The organism is Propionispora hippei DSM 15287 (assembly GCF_900141835.1).
Lineage (GTDB): Bacteria > Bacillota > Negativicutes > Propionisporales > Propionisporaceae > Propionispora > Propionispora hippei.
This window is the reverse complement of the sequence record NZ_FQZD01000034.1, coordinates 1-23,970: the sequence shown is the minus strand read 5'-3', so window position 1 is coordinate 23,970 and position 23,970 is coordinate 1. Positions and strand designations below refer to the sequence as shown.

At 47.6% G+C, this 23,970-nt stretch carries 21 protein-coding genes and 1 pseudogene; 18 read left to right on the top strand and 4 right to left on the bottom strand.

Features of this window, described 5'->3' with window-relative positions:
* Positions 1-246: 246 nt before the first annotated feature.
* The 13 genes from F3H20_RS15405 to F3H20_RS15345 all read left to right on the top strand — a co-directional run bounded on the left by F3H20_RS15405 (position 247) and on the right by F3H20_RS15345 (position 12,220).
* Positions 247-669, top strand: a complete 423-nt coding sequence (locus F3H20_RS15405; RefSeq protein WP_149735799.1) for a hypothetical protein — start codon at positions 247-249, stop codon at positions 667-669.
* A gap of 200 nt (positions 670-869) precedes the next feature.
* Positions 870-1,607: a GntR family transcriptional regulator gene (locus tag F3H20_RS15400; RefSeq protein WP_149735798.1), complete on the top strand. Its 738-nt coding sequence runs from the start codon at positions 870-872 to the stop codon at positions 1,605-1,607.
* A 91-nt stretch (positions 1,608-1,698) separates the two neighbouring features.
* Positions 1,699-3,465, top strand: a complete 1,767-nt coding sequence (locus F3H20_RS15395) for a class I mannose-6-phosphate isomerase (protein WP_149735797.1) — start codon at positions 1,699-1,701, stop codon at positions 3,463-3,465.
* 620 nt (positions 3,466-4,085) lie between these two features.
* Entirely contained in the window at positions 4,086-4,508 is a 423-nt protein-coding gene (locus tag F3H20_RS15390; protein WP_149735796.1) for a PTS sugar transporter subunit IIA, read from the top strand.
* A gap of 13 nt (positions 4,509-4,521) precedes the next feature.
* Positions 4,522-5,016, top strand: a complete 495-nt coding sequence (locus tag F3H20_RS15385; RefSeq protein WP_149735795.1) for a PTS system mannose/fructose/N-acetylgalactosamine-transporter subunit IIB — start codon at positions 4,522-4,524, stop codon at positions 5,014-5,016.
* 23 nt (positions 5,017-5,039) lie between these two features.
* Entirely contained in the window at positions 5,040-5,879 is an 840-nt protein-coding gene (locus F3H20_RS15380) for a PTS mannose/fructose/sorbose/N-acetylgalactosamine transporter subunit IIC (protein WP_149735794.1), read from the top strand.
* A gap of 2 nt (positions 5,880-5,881) precedes the next feature.
* Entirely contained in the window at positions 5,882-6,694 is an 813-nt protein-coding gene (locus F3H20_RS15375) for a PTS system mannose/fructose/sorbose family transporter subunit IID (RefSeq protein WP_149735793.1), read from the top strand.
* A gap of 32 nt (positions 6,695-6,726) precedes the next feature.
* On the top strand, positions 6,727-7,014 hold the full coding sequence (locus F3H20_RS15370) for a hypothetical protein (protein WP_149735792.1): 288 nt from the start codon (positions 6,727-6,729) through the stop codon (positions 7,012-7,014).
* Positions 7,015-7,134: 120 nt separating this feature from the next.
* The gene (locus tag F3H20_RS15365; protein ID WP_223191799.1) at positions 7,135-8,106 is read left to right on the top strand and encodes a sugar ABC transporter substrate-binding protein; all 972 of its coding nucleotides are present in this window, start codon (positions 7,135-7,137) and stop codon (positions 8,104-8,106) included.
* Positions 8,103-9,431, top strand: coding sequence for a sensor histidine kinase (locus tag F3H20_RS15360; protein WP_149735791.1), 1,329 nt, complete (start codon positions 8,103-8,105; stop codon positions 9,429-9,431). Before F3H20_RS15365 ends, F3H20_RS15360 begins: the two co-directional genes overlap by 4 nt.
* The gene (locus F3H20_RS15355) at positions 9,406-10,080 is read left to right on the top strand and encodes a response regulator transcription factor (RefSeq protein ID WP_149735790.1); all 675 of its coding nucleotides are present in this window, start codon (positions 9,406-9,408) and stop codon (positions 10,078-10,080) included. The genes F3H20_RS15360 and F3H20_RS15355 overlap by 26 nt, the downstream gene beginning before the upstream one ends.
* A gap of 13 nt (positions 10,081-10,093) precedes the next feature.
* Positions 10,094-11,416, top strand: a complete 1,323-nt coding sequence (locus tag F3H20_RS15350; RefSeq protein WP_223191798.1) for an ABC transporter substrate-binding protein — start codon at positions 10,094-10,096, stop codon at positions 11,414-11,416.
* 30 nt (positions 11,417-11,446) lie between these two features.
* Positions 11,447-12,220, top strand: coding sequence for a glucose-6-phosphate isomerase family protein (locus tag F3H20_RS15345; RefSeq protein WP_149735789.1), 774 nt, complete (start codon positions 11,447-11,449; stop codon positions 12,218-12,220).
* 140 nt (positions 12,221-12,360) lie between these two features.
* Here F3H20_RS15345 and F3H20_RS15340 read toward each other — a convergent pair whose 3' ends face one another.
* Positions 12,361-13,845: a glutamate synthase subunit beta gene (locus tag F3H20_RS15340; protein ID WP_149735788.1), complete on the bottom strand. Its 1,485-nt coding sequence runs from the start codon at positions 13,843-13,845 to the stop codon at positions 12,361-12,363.
* 16 nt (positions 13,846-13,861) lie between these two features.
* The gene (gene gltB / locus F3H20_RS15335; RefSeq protein WP_149735787.1) at positions 13,862-18,451 is read right to left on the bottom strand and encodes a glutamate synthase large subunit; all 4,590 of its coding nucleotides are present in this window, start codon (positions 18,449-18,451) and stop codon (positions 13,862-13,864) included.
* Between the two features lie 450 nt (positions 18,452-18,901).
* Here gltB and F3H20_RS15330 point away from each other — a divergent pair, with 450 nt between their 5' ends.
* Positions 18,902-20,353: a nicotinate phosphoribosyltransferase gene (locus F3H20_RS15330; RefSeq protein ID WP_149735786.1), complete on the top strand. Its 1,452-nt coding sequence runs from the start codon at positions 18,902-18,904 to the stop codon at positions 20,351-20,353.
* A 66-nt stretch (positions 20,354-20,419) separates the two neighbouring features.
* Here F3H20_RS15330 and F3H20_RS15325 read toward each other — a convergent pair whose 3' ends face one another.
* Positions 20,420-20,878 (bottom strand): hypothetical protein, encoded by a 459-nt coding sequence (locus tag F3H20_RS15325; protein WP_149735785.1) that lies wholly within the window; start codon positions 20,876-20,878, stop codon positions 20,420-20,422.
* A 379-nt stretch (positions 20,879-21,257) separates the two neighbouring features.
* Positions 21,258-21,590: a winged helix-turn-helix transcriptional regulator gene (locus F3H20_RS15320; protein WP_149735784.1), complete on the bottom strand. Its 333-nt coding sequence runs from the start codon at positions 21,588-21,590 to the stop codon at positions 21,258-21,260.
* Between the two features lie 111 nt (positions 21,591-21,701).
* Here F3H20_RS15320 and F3H20_RS15315 point away from each other — a divergent pair, with 111 nt between their 5' ends.
* The 4 genes and pseudogenes from F3H20_RS15315 to F3H20_RS15300 all read left to right on the top strand — a co-directional run.
* Positions 21,702-22,370, top strand: coding sequence for a flavodoxin family protein (locus tag F3H20_RS15315; protein ID WP_149735783.1), 669 nt, complete (start codon positions 21,702-21,704; stop codon positions 22,368-22,370).
* The gene (locus tag F3H20_RS15310; protein WP_149735782.1) at positions 22,357-23,169 is read left to right on the top strand and encodes a nitroreductase family protein; all 813 of its coding nucleotides are present in this window, start codon (positions 22,357-22,359) and stop codon (positions 23,167-23,169) included. Before F3H20_RS15315 ends, F3H20_RS15310 begins: the two co-directional genes overlap by 14 nt.
* A 315-nt stretch (positions 23,170-23,484) precedes the next feature.
* A complete protein-coding gene (locus F3H20_RS15305) occupies positions 23,485-23,685 on the top strand; it encodes a small, acid-soluble spore protein, alpha/beta type (protein WP_149735781.1) in 201 nt (66 codons plus the stop codon).
* A 75-nt stretch (positions 23,686-23,760) separates the two neighbouring features.
* Positions 23,761-23,970, top strand: a pseudogene (locus F3H20_RS15300) (IS256 family transposase); the annotation flags it as partial.

The window sequence follows — 23,970 nt, the reverse complement described above, 5'->3', positions numbered from 1 at the left end:
ATCGTAATCGCTCCTTTGTTAATGTATTTGGGTTACCTACTTCATAGTATGCAGTCGCTAAAGGGATGGTTACTTAACAAGAATACCTGCAACTTCGCCTGTTACAGCCCTGTTTTGAGAATATTTCCGAACGGAAAAAGAAAATGGCGGCCCACAATTGGTAACACGTACTGTGGCAAGCACATCACGGTATGGGTGGAATAATATATAGTAGACATAAGTTTCGGCGAGGTGAGAATGTTGTATATGAATTATCCGGGTGGTTTTAAACTGGAATTTGGTTCTCCGGTCACCGTACTGACTACGGCAGCAACGGGAGGCCATAGCAGGCATAGGCGGCAAGGCGTGTTTACCGGTGTGGTTTTAGCGGAAAGCCAGCTTGACTTTAAACGGGGTAAACATATTTCCATTTCTTTTGCCGGTATGGGCGGAGAATCGTCTGAATGTGAAAGTGATTACAGTGAGTACGAAGATTGTAAAGATAGTGAAACGGAAGAGACTGAAACTACAGAATACCAAAAACCGTTTAAAAAGAAAAAGGAAGAAGAGTTCTTGGTTATGGCCCTTACGCAGCCTTCCTGTCCCTATGTAGCCGGTCAAATTGTATGGATCAATGTGGCGGAGATTGTTTCCATCGGTGCCGTATGTACTTCGCCAGTAAGACGGTAACAGCAAACGGTGGGGAAGTGCTCAAAAAACAGCCAGGTAGCTGGGCTCAAGATTGGGAGAAAGACAATAGGCCTTTTATGATAAGATAAAAATCATGAAAGGCCTGGATTGCTATGGAACAAAGGGTACACTTTGACGCATAAGGGAATAATGATATAATGTTATAATAAAGCGGGAGATCGTAGTGAGGTGTACCTAAGTTGGAAGATCTGGATTATAGCAGGGGCGCAATGCCCCTATACCTACAAATTAAGGAATATTTACGGAAAAAAATAGAAAATGAAGAATTTCTTCCTGGAGAAATCATACCCAGTGAAGTCGATTTGCAAAAGTATTTTAATGTTAGCCGGATTACGGTTCGGCAGGCGATTATTGAGCTGGCAAACGAAGGTTATTTATTAAGACAACGGGGAAAAGGTACTGAGGTTATCGGAAATACCGGCAAGATTCAAGAAAAGTTGAACAAAATAATGAGTTTTACAAATGAAATGCAAGAAAAAGGTCTGCGGGCTGTAACAAAATTAGCCATAATAAGAGTGCAAAAGGCGGGTAAACGAATTGCCAATGCCTTAAGAATTCAGGAGAATGACGATGTTTACCAAGTATACCGAATTCGATGCGTTGATGATGTTCCGATTGTAGTTTTTATTACTTATTTTAAAAAGGCGATGAATCTCCCCCTGGATAGTACGGTATATTTTGGTTCTCTTTATGAGTTTATTGCTACCCATAATAATACTAAAATTGCTAAAATACAGGAGCATTTCGAAGCAGTTGAGGCCTTTGATAAAATTAGCGAGGATCTTGAAATTGTTAAGGGAAGTCCTGTGCTGAAGCGAACCCGGATTTCCTTTGACCATAACAGGCAGACCGTAGAATATACCGAGTCTTTTTACCGGGGAGATAAATATTCCTACTTCATTGAAGTGAACACATGACAAACAGTGCAGGGAAGTATTTTTATATTGGAAAATGTTATAACGATATAATATTATACTAATATTCTTTAAAAGGTAAAGGAGCGATGGTATGTATTTTAAAGGTAGAACAGCTAATTATGATAAAGCACCTATGATCGAAATAGACGGGTACAGGGACAACGCCGTGAGAGGGTATGATAGGATTCTGGAAATTTTACATAAAACCATTAGAAAGTCTAACAAACAGAAGATGGTCATTGTTATTGATTATTACCATGGAGTAAGAAAAGAGGAATTGGAAACAAGTCTTATTAATAGAATTGGTGCAGAGAAGATCATTTATTCGGAAGAAGCCAAACTGCCTGAACATATTATAAGAAAAAAATTAGATAGAAATATTACGGAAGATAGGGTATTTGGTGTGTTATCAGTTCATAAACTCATTGAATTTTATGATGAGAAGCTTCTGAGTGTATTAAAAGAAACTATAGACAAAGTAGATCATGGAGTGGTTATTGTATATGGAATAGGGGCAGCTTTAATAACCAAGGGAGATATACTGATTTATGGAGATATGGCAAGATGGGAAATACAACAGAGACTAAGATCTAAAGAATTAGATAACTGGGGTGCAGGTAATTTTAATGAAGACATTCTTAGAAAATATAAGCGAGCCTATTTCGTCGAATGGAGAGTATTGGACAGGCATAAGAGATCGTTATTTGATGATATAGATTATTTAATTGATACGAATCGAAAAGATGATCCGAAGATGATTACAGGGAATGCCTTTAGAGGAGCTTTAGACCAAGCCTCGAAAAAACCGTTTAGGTTGGTACCTTATTTTGATGAAGGAATTTGGGGTGGAAAATGGATGGAGGAAGTATGTGATCTAAGGAAAACGTATAATAATTTCGCCTGGTGCTTTGATGGAGTACCGGAAGAAAACTCAGTATATTTAAAAATAGATGATGTCGTGATTGAAATCGCGGCTATTAATATTGTATTCAGGAAGCCAAATGAGCTTTTAGGTCCTAAAGTTCATTCAAGATTTGGACTTGAATTTCCTATCCGATTTGATTTCTTGGATACTATGGGAGGCGGCAACTTAAGTCTTCAGGTACACCCATTAACAGAGTATATTCAAGAAAACTTTGGAATGCATTATACCCAGGATGAAAGCTACTATATTTTAGATGCGGAAGCGGATGCCTGTGTTTATCTTGGCATAAAAGACGGAGTCAATAGGGAAAATTTAATTCCGGCGCTAGAAAAGGCGCAGCGTAAGGGAGAAACCTTCGATGATACCAAGTACATAAATAAGTTCTCCATAAAAAAACATGATCACATTTTGATCCCTGCCGGAACCATCCATTGTTCAGGCAAGAATGCCATGGTACTTGAAATAAGCGCAACTCCCTATATCTTTACAATGAAACTTTGGGATTGGGGTAGGGTAGGCCTTGATGGGATACCAAGACCTGTTCATATAGAGCATGGAAAAAACGTGATTCAACATGATAGAAATACTAAATGGGTTCAGGCTAATTTATTAAATAGAGTCGATCTTATAAAAGAGGAAGATGGAATCAGGGAGGAAAGAACTGGACTTCATGAATTGGAGTTTATTGAAACCAGGAGGCACTGGTTTGATAAAGAGGTGAAACACAATACTGGCGGGTCAGTTAATATGCTTAATTTAGTTGAAGGGGAAGAGGCTGTTGTAACATCGCCAACAGGAAAATTTGACCCCTTTGTGGTACATTATGCAGAAACCTTTATTGTACCGAGCTGTGTTGGCGAATATACGGTAGCTCCTTATGGAAAATCTAAAGGTAAGAGAATTGCCACTATAAAAGCATATGTGAGAATATAGTAAACATCAAGCAAGACTTGCCGGGATGTCCTTTTTTCAACAACAAGCTCTGGCAGGCCGTTTTTGCCATAGCAGCCTGCCATAAAGAAAAATGTTCTGATAGCAAACCTCTGTGTGAAAGCATATATGGGGTTTGCTTTTTTTTATCTCCTGCTTGTTTGCCGTTTATTGGCTACCGGCGCTTGCCACGATGCGGGCGGTGCGATGAATATAACCGGGGCCTCAGGATATTTCAAATGAATGGCTGCTGTAGCTTTTGGGCCCGGGAGTGTCTGCAAATTAACCGAATGATCGTAGGCCGTGATTGTCGCGTCGGACGAGTTATACCCTAAAGGGCACACAAAATTTTGCGGAAATAGTGGAGATCTCTATGTAAAATGAATCCAATGAGTATAGCATATAAAGCGTCGTCAGGGAGGGTTTATGGTAGTTTGGGAACACGGCTCAGGTGGGGCATGACATTGTGCAGGGGGAATATGACAAATATCATGTGGATAAGGATAAAAGAGGTGACGATCTGCAGCTGTTTTCTTTTGGGTATTTTGTTAAAATCAAAATAATCAGTAATTTGCAAATCATTTAACTGTTTAAATTATTCAGTGACACCGGGGAGGGATCATGTGTTTTATGTAATGTTGGTAAGTCATGGAGAGTTGGCTTCAGGGCTGCATAGTGCCTTGAAAATGATTGCAGGTGACCGTGAAACGGTCTTGTCCACAAGCCTGAAAGACGGGATGGGGGCGGATGCATATGCTGCTGCTGTTGAGAAGTTGGTTGCACCTGTCACCGTACAGGATCGCATTGTGCTTCTGGCCGATCTTATAGGAGGATCGCCGCTCACAACAGCCATGAAGGTGCTGGCTGACAGGGGTTTGCTTGGGCAGGCACAGGCCTTTGGCGGAATGAATCTCCCGATGGCGCTGACTGCTGTATTGACAGGGGAATCCTGCGATCCATCCACGCTGCCGGAACTGTTATTGGCGGAATCTAGGAATGCCATGCAGCAATTCGCGTTGGAACCCGAAGAAGATCAGGAAATTTGAGGAGGAAATTTATATGTCGATTACGTTTATGCGTGTGGATGATCGCATGATCCATGGCCAGACTTGCACTCGCTGGGCATTGGAATATCCTTGTGACGGACTTGTCGCTGTCAATGATGCTGCGGCGACTAATTCGGTATTGAAAGCGGCTTATACCAATGCCTCAGGAAAAAAGACGTTTGTTTGGACGATGGAGGACTGGCAGAAGAAATGCCAAAAGGTCATTGAGAGCGATACACGTTATTTTTTAATTACCAAAAATCCGGTAGATATGAAAAAAATTCTGGTAGATCAAAAATTCGATCCGGGAATTAAGACCGTCGTCATCGGGCCTTGCAATGACCGTCCGGGAGCGGTGCAGCTTGGCAATAACCAGTCGATTACGCAAGAAGAGGCGGAAGCTTTAGAAGCCATTATGCAGGCAGGCTATGAAATTGAGTTTGCCCTGATTAAGGAAAAAGCCATTGGCAATTGGAGAAAATTCCGTGGCCAATTTGGCTTTAAATAAAAAAAGAAAGAGAGTGATTATCTATGGAAATTAATGCATTACAAGCGGCTTTACTGGGCCTTTTCGCATGCTTGTCAAGTATGCCGGGCTTAGGCGGTACCACCTTTGGCAACTATACACTCGGACGCCCGCTGGTAGCCGGTCTCGTGGTTGGTCTTATTTTGGGAGATGTACAATCTGGTATTATTATTGGTGCGGCTATTCAGGTCATTTATATTGCACTGGTTACACCAGGCGGAACAGTGTCGGCCGATGTACGTGCGGTCAGCTATATCGGGATTCCTCTGGCCATTTGTGCAGTCAAGGGGATAGGTCTTGATCCTGCAACAACGCAAGCTCAGGCCATGGCAGCAGCACTCGGTGCAGCCGTTGGTACCCTGGGAACGGTATTATTCTACGGGACGGCAACCATGAATCTTGTCTGGCAGCATATCGGCTGGAAGGCTGTAGAAAAGGGCGACTTTGGTAAATTATATCTTGTTGATATGGGGCTGCCGTGGATATCCCACATTCTCTTCTCGTTTCTTCCCACCTTTATCATTACCATGTCGGGGGCAGGTATGGTTGATGTCATGAAAGCCTACCTACCGATGGATGGAATTGCTATGAAAACACTGTTTACCGTAGGTAGTCTTCTCCCGGCAGTCGGTGTTGCCATCCTTTTAAAGCAGGTTGCCAAAAAGGCTGTCGATTTTATTACGTTCTTATTCGGTTTTACTTTGGCCGCTTGCTTGGGATTGAACCTTATCGCATCGGCAATTATTGGGTCGTTTTTTGCCGTTATCAACTATAAGGTCATCATGGCCCAGAATAAACGCGTAGTGGTAGGGGCTAATGCTGGCGATGATGAGGAGGATATCTAATTATGAAGAAAATATCGGAAAAAACGCTGAATAAATCATTTCTGTCTTGGTTTTATGGGAATTTGACCTGCTTTTCCCAGGAACATATGCAGACCTTTGGCTATTTGTGTGCCATGCTCCCCATTGTCGAAGAGCTGTACGAAACCAAGGAACAGAAAAAAGAAGCTATGCAGACATATACGGCTTTTTTCAATACGGAACCGCAAATCGGTGCTTTGGTTGTCGGTATGACCGCCGGGCTTGAAGAAGCCAAGGCTAATGGGCAGCCTATTGACGGCGAGGCCATCAACGGGATTCGGGCTGGCCTTATGGGGCCGCTGGCTGGTATCGGTGATTCGATGATTGTCGGCACGCTCATTCCCATTCTGCTTGGAATTGGCTTGGGATTATCCGGTGGAGGAAGTCCGCTGGGTGCTATTTTCTATATCGTCGTTTGGAACCTTTTGATGTGGTTTGGTATGCGTTTCGTATACTTTAAGGGCTATGATCTTGGTGGGAAAGCGGTTGAAGTGCTTGTAGGCGAGCAAGCGCAGGCGATTCGCGACTCCATTATTATGATCGGTACCATCGTCATCGGCGCAGTAGCGGCTTCCTGGATCAACATTAATACTTCACTTGTTTTACCGGGAGGCGCGGAACTGCAGAAGACCTTGAATGGAATTTATCCTAAAATGCTTTCGGCCTTGACCGTTATGTTTTGCTGGTGGCTCATGACCAAGAAAAATATATCGCCGACGATGGTTATGCTTTTACTTGTTGTCGTTGCGTTTGTCGGTGTACTCATCGGATTCTTTAACCCCGGTTTGACGTATTAAGCATACGTAAATTTTGTACGGAGGAACCGGCTATGAAAACGATGGACAGAGGCGCACTTATTACAGAGGCAGCCATGCAGACCAAAATGGTACGGAATTTGGAAAGATGGTTTTCTCTGCTGTTAGCCTTGTCGGGAATTGGTGTGGTTTTCCTATGGTGGGGAGCCAATAATGAAAATTTCCAGCGTTTAATGCAAGTGAGCGGAGGATCTTTGGCTGTGGCAAGCTTTGGTGCTGCTCTTATTGTGAAAAAGGGAATCAGCAATGGCAAGGAAAACATAGAAAAAATCTTGCGCTTAGCGGAATCGGATTACTCTTGACTGCAAGGGATGGGCTATGGCAATTGTGCCATGCCCGTCCTCTTTTGCTTTTACTAATGCCGCAGTGCTGGAATTGTAGTATAATTTTAGTAAATCTGCTATTTTTGTATGGAGGGGCATATGAAAAGGAAGCAGCGTATTTTTTGTTGGATGGCAATGCTTTTTTGCGGCATTTTTTTTGCTTGGAAAATGCAGCAGATAATCGAAACCGATTATTCAATCCGCCAGAATGAGCATCGGCGTAAATTTGGCGCTGTCTATATGACGCTCAACAATCCGTTTTATGAGGTTGTGGATGAGGAAATCCGCGCCGCTATAGAGAGCCACGGAGATATCCTGCTGACAAGGGATTCGGCGCTGAGTATGGAGCGGCAGATGGATGAAATCAAAGAACTTCTCGACAGCGGCATTAAGGTCTTATTTTTGAATGCTGTGGATTGGCAGAAAATCGGACCGGCTCTTGAGCTGGCAAAACAAGCCCATGTTCCTGTGGTGGTCATTGATACGAACGTTGAAGATGATAACCTGGTGGCTTGTACGATTGTTTCTGATAATTATATGGCCGGCGTAGAATGTGCAAAACACTTGGTGGCGCATGCCCCGGGAGGGAATATCGTATTGCTTAAACACTCCCAGGCCAGATCTGCCGTTGACCGTATCCAAGGCTTTCAGGATACCATCGCGCAATATCCTTCATTCCATATTGTTGATGCCGCGGAATGCAAAGGGCAGTTGGAGCTTGCCATGCCGGCGATGGAAGCATTGCTGCAGCGGCATAAAAAAATAGATATTGTCATGGCTTTGAATGATCCGGCAGCGCTGGGGGCTATGGCGGCCTTGAAAAATGCCGGGAGATTGGAACAGGTCATGGTTTATGGGGTTGATGGCGCCCCGGAGACGAAAGATATGATAGTACACGGTCATATGACGGCAACGGCAGCGCAATATCCGCGCCTTAGCGGTCGCTTGGCGGCGGCTAAGGCGTATGAAATACTGGCAGGGACAAACCAGGAGAAGCTAATAAAGCTGCCAACGCGTCTTTTGACCCAGGATAATATGGCCGGTGAAAATATGGAGGGATGGGACGGATGACAGATAGTAGCCGTGAACAGGCCGCATCAGGTTTGCATAATTTATTGTACGGTTTCAACGGTCTGGTTATTTTTCTGTTTGCCGGCTTTATGAATGTGACGCAACAAAAAATTGCTCAATCCATGACGGCCCGTTCTTTTTTGGAGCCTCTTTCCACCGTGCCATGGCCAGCGCAACGGATATTTTTTCTGGCAATTTTGTCTTTCTTGCTTTTATTGGGACTTAGCTATGTCTATCGGGAGGGCAGGATACAAAATTTTGCTTTGAAGTATAGCTTAATTGTATTTGAAATTTGTTGCTGTGTATTGGTTATGCGGAGCATCAATATGGCCTATGATGGTGTTGTGCTTTTGGTTGTGGCGGATCTGGTGCATGGCTATGAGGGGAAAAAACAGCGGTTGTTTTTAGTTGTCGCCATGCTGGCGCTTTATTTAATCGCCAACTACAATCTGGCGGCGCTGCAGATGAAAATCGTTCCGATTGAGGCGTACCTTACCTATTATACGCCGGCGGTACAAGGGGGATTGAAAGCCGTCTCCAATGTATTTACTTCGCTTAATTTGGTGATTTTCGTGTTATATATGACAATGCTTGTACAAAGTCAGCATCAAGAAAAGGAACATATAAAATCCCTGAATGCACAACTCAACGCCGCTAATGAACAGCTTAGGGACTATGCGCTTGAAGCGGAATGTATGGCAGAGACCAGGGAACGCAACCGCTTGGCCAGGGAAATCCACGATACGCTGGGACATGCCCTTACGGGAATCGCCGCCGGCATTGACGCATGCCTGGCCACCATTGATGCGGCACCGGACTTTACCAAAGGACAGTTGCAAAAAATCAGGGAAACGGCAAGGCACGGCATTACCGATATCCGCCGTTCAGTGAATAAATTGCGCCCCGATGCTCTGGAAAAACTTTTGCTGCATGAGGCACTTAAGCAGATGGCCGTTGATTTTTCCGCTTCCACCGGCATGCATATAGTGTGGAGCAGGGAAGATTGGCCTGCGAGTCTGCGCAAGGACGAAGAAGAAGTGGTGTATCGTATTGTGCAGGAAGGGCTTACCAATGCCAACCGTCATGGGCAAGCGACAAGAGTTGAAATTTGTGTAGAACACACACCGGAGGGACTGGAAATTCTTTTGCATGATAATGGAATAGGCTGCAGGGAAATTACTCCGGGGTTTGGGCTGCGTCATATGCAGGAGCGGGTTTCATTGCTTAGGGGCAGTTTGCATTGTGAAAGCGAGAACGGTTTTATTATCAAAGCGATACTTCCCATAGGAGGACGATATAGTGATAAAAGTGATGATCGCCGATGATCAGGAACTCATCCGTGAAAGCTTGAAGATTGTATTGAATATGAACACAGATATGAAAGTGATCGCTGTGGCGGAAAACGGGAATGAGGTCATGCGTCTTTTAAAAAGCTATCAGATTGATGTGATACTTATGGATGTCCGTATGCCGGAACTGGATGGCGTACAATGCACCAATCTTATAAAAGACAAGTATCCGAACATCAAAATCATCATTTTGACAACCTTTGACGATGATGAGTATGTGTACAATGCTCTCAAATACGGTGCCAGTGGATATTTGCTTAAAGGGGTGTCGGTCCCCGAATTATCTGCTGCCATACGCAACGTTGTGGGCGGTGGAGCTATGATCAACTCCAATATTGTGACCAAAGTGGTCAAGCTGTTTTCGAAAATGGCGCAGAATAATTTTGCGATTAAAGTGGATGCCAGGGCGGCGGAAGAACTTACCCGCACCGAACGCAAAGTAGTGGTGCAGGTTGGCAGAGGTCTTTCCAATAAAGAAATTGCCGAACGTTTGAATCTTTCCGAAGGAACGGTGCGCAATAGTTTGAGTGCTGTGCTCAGTAAATTGAATTTGCGGGATCGGACGCAGCTTGCTATTTGGGCGGTGCAAACCGGGATGGTGCAGGCAGGCGGAGAAGAAGCGTAAAAGGCGGGAGAATATGCGTTGGCTTCGAGATAATAGATGGAAAGGCATGGGAGCGCTGTTTATTTTGCTGCTCCTGGCAGGAAGCTGCATCGTGTATAGATTGCACTATCATGCAACACATGTTCTGCGTGTGGGGATTTTTGCGGGCAGCAATTGGAATGTTCCGGCAGGAGACTCTTATGCAGTGATAGATGCGGCGATAAAAAGTTTTGAGGAGGAGCATCCGGGCGTCTCGGTGCGCTATGTAAGCGGCATAAAAAAGGAAGATTATACCGAATGGCTGGCAGAACAAATTTTGCAGGGCGAGGAACCGGATGTTTTTTTTGTTTTGCCCGATGATTTCAATTTGTATGCTTCCATGGGGGTGCTGCAGAATCTTTCTTTATTAGAGACAGAAGATCCCTCGTTTGACAGCCGGGCCTATTATCCCCCGGCAATAGCCTATGGGCAATACCAAAAGGAATCTTATGCGTTACCGTTTGAAAGTGTTCCAACCTTGATGTTTGTCAATAAGACACTGTTGCGCCAAGAGGGAATTGCTGTACCGGATAATAACTGGACCTGGCAGGATTTCATCAATATTTGCCGCAAGGTAACGAAAGATAAGGATGGAGACGGAATTTTAGACCAGTTTGGGTGTTATGATTATACCTGGCAGCAGGCGGCCGTTACCAATGGGCTTCAGATTTTCCGCAGCGATGGGAATGTATCGTATTTTGCCAATGCCAAGATGGAGGAAGTCGTGCGCTTCCTGATGGATTTACGGGCAGTAAATCATGGCTACAATGTAACAGCCCGGGATTTTGATATGGGAAAAGTCGCGTTCCGCCCATTTACTTTTGCTGAATACCGCACATATAATCCATATCCCTGGCGGATCAAAAAATATGCTACCTTTGAATGGGACTGCATCAAAATGCCGGCCGGACCTTCCGGCAAGAACCTATCGCAACTGGATACATTGCTTATTGGTATGAGCGCACGGACAGGCAACAAAGAACTTGCTTGGGCTTTTTTGAAAAAACTTTGCGTAGATCCCAAAATCCAAAAATTGATTTTGAGTAAGTCTCAGGGATTGCCTGTACTAAAATCTGTTGTGGAATCCAGTGATACGCGTCAAATTTTGCTCAAAGATGCGCCGGGCGATGCCAAAATGGACATTTCGATTATTAGCGATGCCATGAATGAGGCCGTTATTGCGCCGAAATTCCGGAAATATACGTCTACCATGCTCATGGCCGATAATGAACTAAGAAAAATCATTGAAAATACCGTTCCTTTTAATAATTCCCTGAATAAATTGCAAAAAGAAATCAATGCATACTTGCAGTATTAAGGCAGAAAATTTGCTAAAAGGAGGATTACCATGTTTAATCCGGGATTTGATATAAAAATAGATATTGATAATATGAACTTTGATTATGGAGAAACCAGTTTTGGCCCAATAACTGAAAAAAGAAAGTTAGACGATATAAGAAAGAGTTTAAGTAATCCTGGGGCAAAAGGACCGGAAATCGTATATTCAGTGGCTATGGATGTAGGAAAAAGACGGGACAGGGAGGATTTAGTCCAAAGGAATTTACTATATGGAGCCATGATTTTTGCCAAAGGACAGGTGGGAAATGAACCTATCCGTAGTCAGGGGCATGTTCATGCCATATCAGCCTCTTGCCAGGCATCAACACCGGAAGTTTATGAAATTTGGAGTGGTGAGGCGATCGTATATATGCAGGAATATGATAAGGATGATCCGGGCAGATGTATGGCTGTTAAGGCTAAAGCCGGCGACCTAGTTATAGTTCCGCCGGGGTGGGCGCATAGTACGATAAATGCTAACCCCCAATATGAAATGACCTTCGGTGCGTGGTGTGTTAGGGATTATGGTTTTGATTATGGCGGAGTTAGAGCTCATGGAGGACTCGCCTATTTCCCGATCATTGATAACGGGGAAATTGTATTCATTAAGAACCTCCAATATCAAGCAGCTAATTTAATTATAAAAGAAGCAAGAGAATATAAAGAATTTAATATAAAAAGGGGAATTCCCATTTATACTCAATACGAAACAAACCATGAGTCATTTGAATTTGTCTATAATCCTAAAGTTGCGGAGGAATTGTGGCTGAATTATACGCCTTAATCGTGGTGGTAGGAGTGGTCGGAAGTAGATAGCAAACAAGTCTTTTTCCGGTGTGAATGAATTCAATAGAGGCACCTGTATGAATATAAAGCAAGGGAGGATAGAAACTACCTATCCTCCCTTGCTTTATGTTCATACATTTATGGCAAATCGGTATAACCCATTAAATACTTATCGCATTCCCGGGCGGCGGCGCGTCCTTCCTGGATGGCCCAGACCACCAGGCTTTGCCCGCGCCGGGCATCACCGGCGGAAAACACTTTCGCCTGATTGGTGGCAAAGCTGCCGGCCGGTGTTTTTATATTGCTGCGACCATCCTGCTCGATACTTAGCTGGTTGAGCAAATGCTCTTCCGGACCGAGAAAGCCCATGGCTATGAGGACTAACTGGGCCGGCCAGATCTTTTCGGAGCCGGAAATTTCGACCGGAACAAACCTTCCGGCATCATCTTTCCTCCAGTCTACTTCCACGGTATGCAGTTCCTTGACCTGACCGTCCGCATTGCCAACAATCTTTTTGGTCATAATGGCGAAGGCGCGGGGATCATGGCCGAATAGCGCGATGGCTTCTTGCTGGCCGTAATCGGTTTTAAGTGTCTTCGGCCATTCCGGCCAAGGGTTGGCGGTGGTTCTTTCCAAGGCCGGGCGGGGCAGGATTTCAAACTGGACGACACTTTTGCAGCCGTGACGGATGGAGGTTCCCACACAGTCGGTGCCGGTGTCGCCACCGCCGATGACGATAACATCTTTGCCACGGGCGGAAATAAATTGTCCGTCTGCCAGACCGGAATCCAGCAGGCTTTTCGTATTGGCCCGTAAAAAATCTACGGCAAAATGAATGCCTTGGTTTTCACGGCCCGGCGCATTGAGATCCCTTGGTTTGGCAGCGCCGGTGCAGAGGACGACGGCATCAAAGTCCTGCAGCAATTGGGCGGCGGGAAGTGTTTTGCCGATTTCAACACCGGTTCGGAAGCTGATTCCTTCATCGGACATTTGCTGGGTGCGGCGCAGGACTACCTGTTTATCCAGTTTCATGTTGGGGATGCCGTACATCAAGAGGCCGCCGGGCCGGTCGCGCCGTTCAAAGACGGTTACGGTATGTCCGGCCTGATTTAACTGGTCGGCGCAGGCAAGTCCGGCCGGGCCGGAGCCGACAACAGCCACTTGCTTGCCGGTCCGCACAGTCGGCGGCTGCGGTTTGATCCAGCCTTGCTCATAAGCGCGGTCGATAATGGCGCATTCATTGACTTTGATGGTAATCATCGGTTCATTGATGCCCAGGGTGCAGGAACCTTCGCAGGGAGCCGGGCAGACCCGGCCGGTGAATTCGGGGAAATTATTGGTTTTTAGAAGCCGCTGCAGCGCTTTTTTCCAGAGACCGCGGTAAATCAGCTCATTCCATTCGGGAATGAGATTGTTGATCGGACAACCAGAAGCGGCGCCACTGATCAACAGGCCCGAATGGCAGTAGGGGATGCCGCAGTCCATGCAGCGGGCACCCTGAATGCGCTGCTCTTCCTCTGGCAGTCCGGCGTGCAGTTCATTCCAATCGCCGATGCGCTCCAGCGGCGGCCGGTCTGCCGGTATTTTTCGTTCATATTCAATAAATCCAGTCGGTTTTGCCATCACTCTAACCTCCCCGTCAATTTCCGCCGACCCGGGCCAAATCGCGGTGATTTTCTTCAAAGGCCGTCATCAAGGCCTGGTCACCGGTTAAGCCCTTGCCGTAGGCGCGCTCAATGGCTTGCAGCATGCGCTGATAATCTTTGGGAATGACTTTGACGAAAATATTCCGGAAGGTTTCCCAGTTTTCCAGCAGGTACCGGGCCCGGCGACTGCCGGTGTAATCCCGGTGTTTTTGAAGCATGGCTTTTACCTGAGCCGCTTCCGTCTCGTCCGCCAAGCCGGTCAGCTCAACCATTTCCTGGTTGCAGCGGCGCGAAAAACTCCGGTCTTCGTCCAGTACGTAAGCAATGCCGCCCGACATGCCTGCCGCGAAATTTCGGCCGGTGGGGCCGAGAATTACGACCCGGCCGCCGGTCATGTATTCGCAGCCATGGTCACCGACTGCTTCCACTACGGCATGCAGGCCGCTGTTGCGAACGCAGAATCGCTCGCCGGCCACGCCGTTAATGTAAGCTTCGCCGGACGTGGCGCCATAGAAGGCGACATTGCCGATAATGATGTTGTCTTCCGGCGGGAAGCTGGCGTTTTTCGGGGCACGGACGATGATTTTGCCGCCCGAGAGCCCTTTGCCGGTATAATCGTTGGCGTCTCCTTCCAACAGTAAAGTTATGCCCCGCGGCACAAAGGCTCCGAAGCTTTGCCCGGCCGAACCGGTAAAGGAAAGGCGAATGGTGTCATCCGGCAGGCCGGCGGCACCATATTTACGGGTTAGTTCACTGCCCAAAATGGCTCCGACAGCGCGGTCGGTGTTTTCGATCGACAGGCTGGCCCTCACGGCAGTCCCTGTTTCTAAAGCCGGCCGGCAGAGGTCCAGTAAAGTCCGGCGGTCCAGCGATTGTTCCAGCGCATGGTTCTGCGGCATCTGGCAATAGCGGCCGACGGTCGCCGGCACCTGAGGCCGGTGTAATATACCCGAATAGTCCAGTCCCTTGGCTTTCCAATGTTCAATGGCGGGCTGCATTTCCAGCAGGTCGGAACGTCCCACCAGTTCTTCCAGTCTCCCGATACCGAGCATAGCCATGATTTCCCGCAATTCTTCGGCGATAAACTGCATGAAATTCACCACATGCTGCGGATCGCCGGTAAATTTTTTCCTGAGCTGCGGGTTTTGCGTAGCAACTCCTACCGGGCAGGTATCAAGATGACAGACCCGCATCATGACACAGCCAAGAACAATCAACGGCGCCGTGGCAAATCCGAATTCCTCGGCGCCTAGCAACGCGGCAATAGCCACGTCCCGGCCGGTCATCAGCTTACCGTCGGTCTCCAGGACCACCCGGCTGCGCAGATTATTTAAGAGCAGCGTCTGATGAGTTTCAGCCAGACCCAGTTCCCAGGGCAGCCCGGCGTGGCGGATACTAGTCCGTGGCGATGCGCCTGTGCCGCCGTCGTAGCCGCTGATTAAAATGACATCGGCCAGACCCTTGGCCACGCCGGCGGCAATGGTGCCGACGCCAGCCTCAGAAACCAGTTTGACGCTGATCCGGGCCTGTGGGTTGGCATGTTTGAGATCGTGGATGAGCTCTTTTAAGTCTTCAATGGAATAGATATCGTGATGGGGCGGGGGTGAGATTAACCCGACACCCGGCGTGGAATGACGCACCTTGGCAATCCAGGGGTACACTTTGCCGCCGGGGAGCTGGCCGCCTTCGCCCGGTTTTGCTCCCTGGGCCATTTTGATTTGCAATTCCCGGGCGCTGACCAGGTATTCGCTGGTTACACCAAAGCGGCCGGAAGCCACCTGCTTGATGGCGCTGCAGCGGGAATCGCCGTTCTCATCAGGAGTGAAGCGGGCCGGGTCTTCACCGCCTTCGCCGGTGTTGCTCTTGCCGCCGAGCCGGTTCATGGCGATGGCCAGCGTTTCATGGGCTTCCTGACTGATTGACCCGAACGACATGGCGCCGGTTTTGAATTTCCTTACAATGCTTTCCACCGGTTCGACCTCTTCCAGCGGAATGACTGTAGCGGCTTTAAACTGCAGTAACCCGCGCAGGGTGCAGCGTTTTTGATTGGCGCCGTTAAGCAACCGGGAGTATTCCTTGAAGGTTTGATAATTGCCGGTGCGGCAGGCATATTGCAGCTTATGGATGGTTTCCGGATTGTATAAATGATGCTCGCCGTCCCGGCGGTATTGGTAGTAGCCGCCGCTGTCCAATTCCACCGAAGAGAAAGGACTGCGGGGAAAAGCGCTGCGGTGCCGAAGCTGTGTTTCCCGGTGGATTTCCTGGCTGCCGATACCGCCAATGCGGGAGGGTGTCCGGGTAAAGTACGTGTCGATGAAATCGGCGTTTAAACCGACGGCTTCAAAGATCTGGGCGCCATGATAGCTTTGGATGGTGGAGATACCCATTTTGGAAAGAATTTTGACGACTCCCTTGGTGGCCGCTTTACAGTAGTTGGCGATGGCCTTGGCCGCCGGAATACCGGTGAGAAAGCCTGTGTCAATCAACTGTTCAATCGAAGCAAAGGCAAGGTAAGGATTGACGGCTGACACTCCGTAGCTCAGCAGGCAGGCGAAATGGTGAATTTCCCGTGGTTCGCCCGATTCCAGAATCAGGCTGGCCCGGTTTCTGAGACCGGTGCGGATTAAATGGTGATGCAAACCGGCGACTGCCAGCAAGGAAGGAATCGCAGCCTCCTGCGGGTTAATACCACGGTCGGACAGGATGAGCAGGTTGGCGCCAGCCTCAATGGCGGCGGTGGCCTGGTCACAGAGGACCGTCATGGCTTTAGCCAATCCGTCTTTCGCCGGAGAGGCCGGATAGAGCAGGGACAGGGTAGCCGTTTTAAAGCCGGGGAGGTTAAGCTGCTTTAATTTTTGGAGTGCCTGATTGTCAATAATGGGTGTGGCCAGTTTAAGCCGGCGGCAACTGGCGGCTGTAGGCTGGAGCATGTTGCCTTCCGAGCCCAGCAGTATATCCGTGGAGGTTACGATGGCCTCACGCAGGGCGTCAATCGGTGGATTGGTTACTTGCGCAAAGAGTTGTTTAAAATAGTCGAACAGAAGCTGCGGTTTTTCCGATAAAACTGCCAGCGGAATATCGGTACCCATTGCGCCGATCGGCTCAATGGCCTCTTTAGCCATGGGCGTTACAATGATGCGAAGCTCTTCATAGGTATAGCCAAAGGCCTTTTGCTGCTGGATGAGCGTTGCCGCATCAACAGCAACGGCTGGTTCCGGTTCGGGCAGGGTGTCGAGAGGAACCATGTGTTGGTTGAGCCATTCGCGGTAAGGCTGACTGGCTGCCATCGTATGCTTCAGTTCCTCGTCGTTGATCATGCGGCCTGCTTCAGTGTCGATGAGCAGCATTCTTCCCGGATGGAGCCGTTCCTTTTGCCGGATTTTTTCCGGTGGAATATCAATAACTCCCACTTCGGAAGCAAGAATGACGGTATCATCGGTAGTGACGTAGTATCGGGAGGGGCGCAGGCCGTTTCTGTCCAGTACGGCGCCAATTTTCGTCCCGTCGGTAAAGGCCATGGCCGCCGGGCCATCCCACGGCTCCATCAGGCAGCTATGATATTCGTAGAAGGCTTTTTTCTCATCACTCATGCTTTCGTGGTGAGTCCACGGTTCGGGGATCATCATCATGATCACATGGGGCAACGCCATGCCTGCATGGAGCAAAAATTCCGCGCAATTGTCAAACATGGCCGAATCGCTGCCGTTCTGGTTAATGACCGGCAGTACTTTGGGCAGATCATTACCAAAGCTGCTGTCTTTGAACATGGCTTCCCGGGCATGCATCTGATTGACGTTGCCCCGCAGGGTGTTGATCTCGCCGTTGTGGATCATGTAGCGGTTGGGGTGAGCTCTGGGCCAACTGGGGAAGGTATTGGTGCTATAGCGGGAGTGAATGAGCGCCAGCGCTGTCTCGCAGGCGGGATCAGTCAGATCGGGGTAAAAGCGTTCCAATTGATCGGCCTTCAGCATGCCCTTATAGACAATGGTACGGGAAGACAGACTGGCTACATAAAAGTCCTCCGGGGCTTCTGCTGCCAGTTGGGCAGCCGCCTTCTCGGCGCTTTTGCGAATGACGAACAGTTTTTTCTCAAACTCCTGCGGTGCCAGTCCCGAACCGGCAATAAATACCTGACGAATGTGCGGCCGGCAGTCGTGCGCCGTCTTACCCAGGCAGGTCGGGTCGACCGGAACGTCACGCCAGCCCAGCAGTTGTTGACCTTCTGCTTGAATGATTTCTTTCAGGCTGGTTTCATACTGGTAACGCAGCGTTTCCTGGAGAGGCAGGAAAACCATGCCTACGCCATACTGGCCGGGCGGCGGTAGCGTGATATGCTGATCGGCGCAAACCTTAAGAAAAAACCGGTGGGGGATTTGCAATAAAATCCCTGCGCCATCGCCGGTATCCGGCTCGCTGCCAACACCGCCGCGATGAGTAAGATTCTTCAGGGCTTGTAAAGACTGACGGAGTATGTCGTTGGATTTTTCTCCTTTCATATGTACGACAAAGCCCATACCGCAGGCATCATGTTCGAATTGCGGGTCATACAGTCCCTGCTTCTCCGGTACTTTATAACTTCTCATATCTCGCCATCCTTTCCGCATGATTCATGTCAAGTCGCTGCCTGATTGCAGGCAGAAAAGCTGAACAGGTTCTGCTTTGTCCTTGCGTGCTTTAATGTAATAAAAAGAAAAAGTAATGTATAAGTAGTTACTTTCGAAAGATGGTATGAAATTCCTGCAAGCCGGGAAGGTTTTTATTGGTATTTGTCGTAAGCGGTAAATAAGGCGGCTGCAGGCATTATATATAATAGGAATTACTATGTTAGTATGAGGGAAAAAATATCAGCCCATGTAATTCCTTCATAATAATTTTTTGCCGGCGGAGCAGCAAATAGCAGCTTGCCCGGCAGCCCCGGGTGCCGTTCACTTGACATTTAGCGCAGAGCTTACTACAATGAGGGACGAGTACTGTAAATTATTTCATCTAATAAATAAAAAGGTTTCGCTATATGGAGTTTGGAGGAATTATAGATGAGCTTTGAAGAAACGCTGAATCTGACTATGCTGGCCGATTTTTATGAATTGACCATGGCCAATGGGTATCTTGAGGGCGGCCTGGAAAACCGGATTGCCTATTTTGATATTTTTTTCCGGAAGATTCCTGATAAAGGTGGCTTTGCCATTATGGCAGGCGTCGAGCAGGTAATCCGTTATTTGGACAAGCTCCAGTTTAATGAAGAAGATATTGCCTATTTGCGCAGTAAAGAGCTATTTAGTGAGAAATTCCTGCAATATCTAAGCAAATTTAAGTTTAGCTGTGATGTATGGATGGTGCCGGAGGGAACGCCCATATTCCCGCACGAACCTATCCTTACCGTCCGGGGACCTGTCATTGAAGCGCAGTTTATCGAAACCATGCTGCTCTTGACCATCAATCATCAAAGTCTGATTGCTACCAAGGCCAACCGGATAGTCCGGGCGGCGGAGGGCAGGCCGGTCATGGAGTTCGGCTCCCGGCGGGCCCAGGGCTATGACGGGGCGATCTTTGGCGCCCGGGCCTCCTATATCGGCGGTTGCGTAGGCACGGCCTGCACGCTGGCGGAGCGGGATTTTAATATTCCGGCTTTTGGAACGATGGCCCATAGCTGGGTACAGATGTTTCCCAGCGAACTAGAGGCGTTCCGGGCGTATGCGCAGACTTATCCTTATGACTGTGTTTTCCTGGTTGACACCTATAACGTACTCAAATCGGGTGTGCCCAACGCCATTAAGATTTTTGATGAAGAACTGGCGCCCCGGGGAATCCGTCCCAAGGGAATACGTCTGGACAGCGGCGACATCACCTATTTGTCCAAGCAGGCCCGTAAGCTGCTGGACAGAGCCGGCTACCCTGATTGCAAAATCGTGGCATCCAATTCGCTTGATGAATATATTATCCGTGAATTGCTGGTCCAGGGCGCTAAAGTTGATTCCTTCGGGGTAGGGGAGCGCCTCATCACCTCTAAATCGGAGCCGGTGTTTGGCGCGGTTTATAAACTGGCGGCTATCGAAGAGGATGGAGTTATGACGCCCAAAATTAAGATCAGCGAGAATGTGGAAAAGTTAACCAATCCCGGTTTTAAACAGGTATGGCGCTTTTTTGACCGGGAAACCGGTAAGGCTATCGCCGATGTCATTACGCTGGCGAACGAGGAAATTGACGAAAGCCGGCCCTATGAGCTGTTCGATCCGTCGCACACCTGGAAGCGCAAGCGGGTTACCAATTTCCATGCCAGAAAGCTGCTGGTTCCGGCTTATGTGAAGGGTAAGTGTGTCTACGATATTCCTGACTTAAAGACTGTCCGGGCCTACTGCCAGGAGCAGGTGGACACCCTGTGGGATGAAGTTCTCCGGTTCGAGAATCCGCATACATATTATGTTGATTTGTCTAAAGCCTTGTGGCAGTTGAAAGAAGATTTGCTGGCAGAGTATTTGATAAAATAAACGACATAGAGAACCGGCTGACGGGCCTAGGCCTGACAGCCGGTTCTTTTTACTTGGCAAAGCTTGCTATTGTACCGTAATCCAAAGATCGGCGGCACGGTTATCCTCGGTACTGTTGGGGATAATCTGAAGTTTCCCTTTTCCTGCTTTGAGCGCTGTAAACACAACCCGGCCGGCATCCTTGCCCTCCTGTTCCTGCTTTACGATGTCGCCAATATAGGTATCACCGGAGGAACGGAACCGGGTGTTCTTAGTAAGGCCTGCCGCCGGTTCCAGTATCAGCTTCTGCCCAGGCTTGAGGATCACATTGGCGTTGGTTAATTGGACCGGACCGGTATCACCATATTTGTATATAACTTTAACCTCGGCGGGGGTGACTATCTGAGAGGGTGGTTTGGGCGCTGGGCTTGGCGAAGAGGGAGAAGTCTGATCAATGGGATTAATGTCAGTGCAGCCGCCGGCAAAGAGCATTACTGCCAGCAGGACTATGGCTGCCGGGTACAGCCATATCGATTTGTGGTTCATCACAACAACCTCCTCAACGGATTCCTTTCCCCTTTAGTATGAATCAGTTTAAAGGCATTTATAACTATTGCTTTCTTGGTACGATATTTTAAGCAATTTGTTACTGCCTGCCGGAAGCTGACTGGAGCGAGAACCGACGCCATTATAATCAGCGGAGCATAGTACCAGTTTACAGCCCGCCAGATTTCTTAAAGAAGCTGCTGCGGAAATAGCCAAGGAAAAACAACGTTCCGGTCATAGATTATCCCGGACCGCTTGAAGGCGAGACCGGAAATAGTTTCTGGCCTCGCCTTTTCTTTCTTATAGGTAAGTATCTGAAGCAGCTTCTCAGGGGAATTGTTGCTGATTTTGGACCGAATAAGGAAGGAGTGCCGTTAGTCTATTTAACCGCCGGCTTGTGGGCGGCGCCCCATTGACTCATAAGTTCCAGAACGGGGATGAGCGTTTCTCCTTTGGTTGTTAAAGAGTATTCTACCTTGGGGGGGACCTGAGGATATTCCTTGCGGTTAATCAGGCTTTCTTCCTCCAGTTCCTTTAACTGCTGGCTCAGCATTTTATGAGTGATCGGCGGGATGCTGCGTTTGATTTCACCATAACGCTGGACGCCGTTTTGAAAGAGCTTATATAAGAGAAGCCATTTCCATTTACTGCTGATAATTGATAAGGTATAGGTAATAGAACAGGTGGAGGTTTCCGGTGACCACTTTTTCATATATACTCTCCTTTTAGGTAGTAGCTATCTTAAAAGTACATACTTCTCATTTCTTTTCTTTATTATACAATTATAGCAGAGTTTCTTATAAAAACGAAAGGCAGGTATGCTATGAAAAAGGTGATTGCAGTCAATGGAAGTCCACGCAAGCAGGGAAATACGGCGGTTTTACTGGAAAAGGCATTGGAGGGAGCCAGGGCAGGCGGTGCTGAAACCGAACTGATTCATTTGTATGATTTGCATTTTACAGGCTGTAGAAGCTGTTTTGCCTGCAAGCTGAAAGGCGGCAAAAGTTATGGTAAATGTGCCGTTGCTGATGATTTGCAGCCTGTTTCAAGCAGAATCGAAGCGGCCGATGCCTTAATCCTGGGATCGCCGGTCTATCTGGGAACGGCAACGGGAGAAATGAGGTCGTTTATGGAGCGGCTGATTTTTCCCTATTTAGTTTATGATGAAGCCGGTACATCCTTGTTTTCCAAAAAGGTTGATCTAGGCTTTATTTACACGATGAATGTTTCTGAAGAAGTTATGAAAGAATGGGGCTATGATCAATATTTTTCCTTCAATGAAAAAATGGCCGGTCGTATATTTGGCAGGGTCGAATCGCTTTACGTCACCGATACGTACCAGTTCTCCGACTATTCCAAGTATGAATCGTCCAGATTTGATGCCGCGCACAAGCTCAAACGGCATCAGGAAGTATTTCCTGTAGACTGTGAGAGTGCTTTTCAGATGGGAAGCCGGCTGACCGGGGGAGACGGTGACAATGGCGCTGATTGAGGCCCAACCAGACTTATGCGTACAATGCGGCATTTGCTGTGAGGTATGTCCGATCAAAGTATTAAAAATGGAGGAAAATAAAGGCCCTATAGCGGTCAATCCGGAATTTTGCAATAGCTGTGGTCACTGCGTAGCTGTTTGCCCGACTAAAGCGCTGGATTATGCAAGGGCGCCGCTGGCAAAGCAAACAGAAATTCCTAGTAGTACCAAAATTTCGGCGGAACAGGCAGCACTTTTTTTGCGTTCCCGGCGTTCCAGCCGGCGCTACAAACAGGAAGCTGTACCCCGTGAGCAGTTGGCAAAGCTAGTGGATATGGCCCGCTTTGCTCCGACAGCAAGCAATAGCCAGAATATATCCTATATGGTTATTGAACAGCGGCAAATTTTGCGGGAGGCGGTGGAACTGACGGTTCAATGGATGGAAAAGAAGGTTGCCACACCGCCGTTTCACAAGAGTATGCCGCTTCATATACGGGCTTGGCGACAGGGGAAAGAGGATACGGTCCTGCGTAACGCGCCCCATTTGATACTGGCTATAGCCCCGAAAGATTTTGCCAGGGGACGGGAAAATACCATTTCCGCTCTTTCCTATTTAGAACTTTTTGCTCCTGCCTTGGGTTTGGGTTCTTGTTGGGCCGGAATTTTGGAAATGTGTATCTTTGATAACTATGCACCGCTGCTTGCCTTATTTCCGGTTCCGGAAGGAAACGTAATCACTGGCGCTGTTATGGCTGGTTACCCTCAATATACATTTAGACGCCTGCCGGACAGGGACCCGTTGTCAGTCACTTATGTTTAATGTAACAATATATAAATTTAGGAATTTTTTACTTGCTAAACAACTAGTCATAGGATTGCGCTGCTTTTTGGATATATTTTAGTAGAATATCTCCCGGCATAAAAGAAATACTACATTTAAGGAACCACTGATTTAATGAGCCTGCCGGCATGGCGAGAAATTTTTCGTCTAGCAAAAAAGTAAAGTCACAGAAATAGTTGCACTATTTCAATAGCTTTTCTAATGGCTAGGCGAAAAGAGATCCGTCAGGACGCGTCGTGCGAATAAATTGGTGGTTCCCTAAGCTTCCTAAACTATAATTGGAGGTGGCTGTATATGGGAAAAGTTATGTCGGAAGAAACGAAATATAAATTAGCCCACGATCTAGGGTTTGGTGAAAAGGTCGAAGACCATGACTGGTCGGATGTAACTACCGGCGAAGTGGGTTCGATGGTCAGAGAAGCAATCAAACGCGGTGAACAGGCAATCGCAGAAGAAGCGAAAGCCAATGGTGAATTTCATCAGAATGCAAAATAAATGAGACTATCCCGAAAACTGTGTAAACCTCCAAGATGGTGTAAAATAGAAGCACCGAACTTGGAGGTTTTAATTATGGTAAAAAGAAAAATCACCCCGGAACGACGAGAACAAAGAAAGAAATTACTAGAACTGCTACAAAGAGCCGGAATTAACGATGTTGCCGGAGTCCAGGAACTGTTTAAGGAAATGGTAAGTACCGTTTTAGAAAATGGACTGGAAGGCGAATTAGATGATGAATTAGGCTATAGCAAGTACGATTATCGTAATAAGGAAACCGATAAT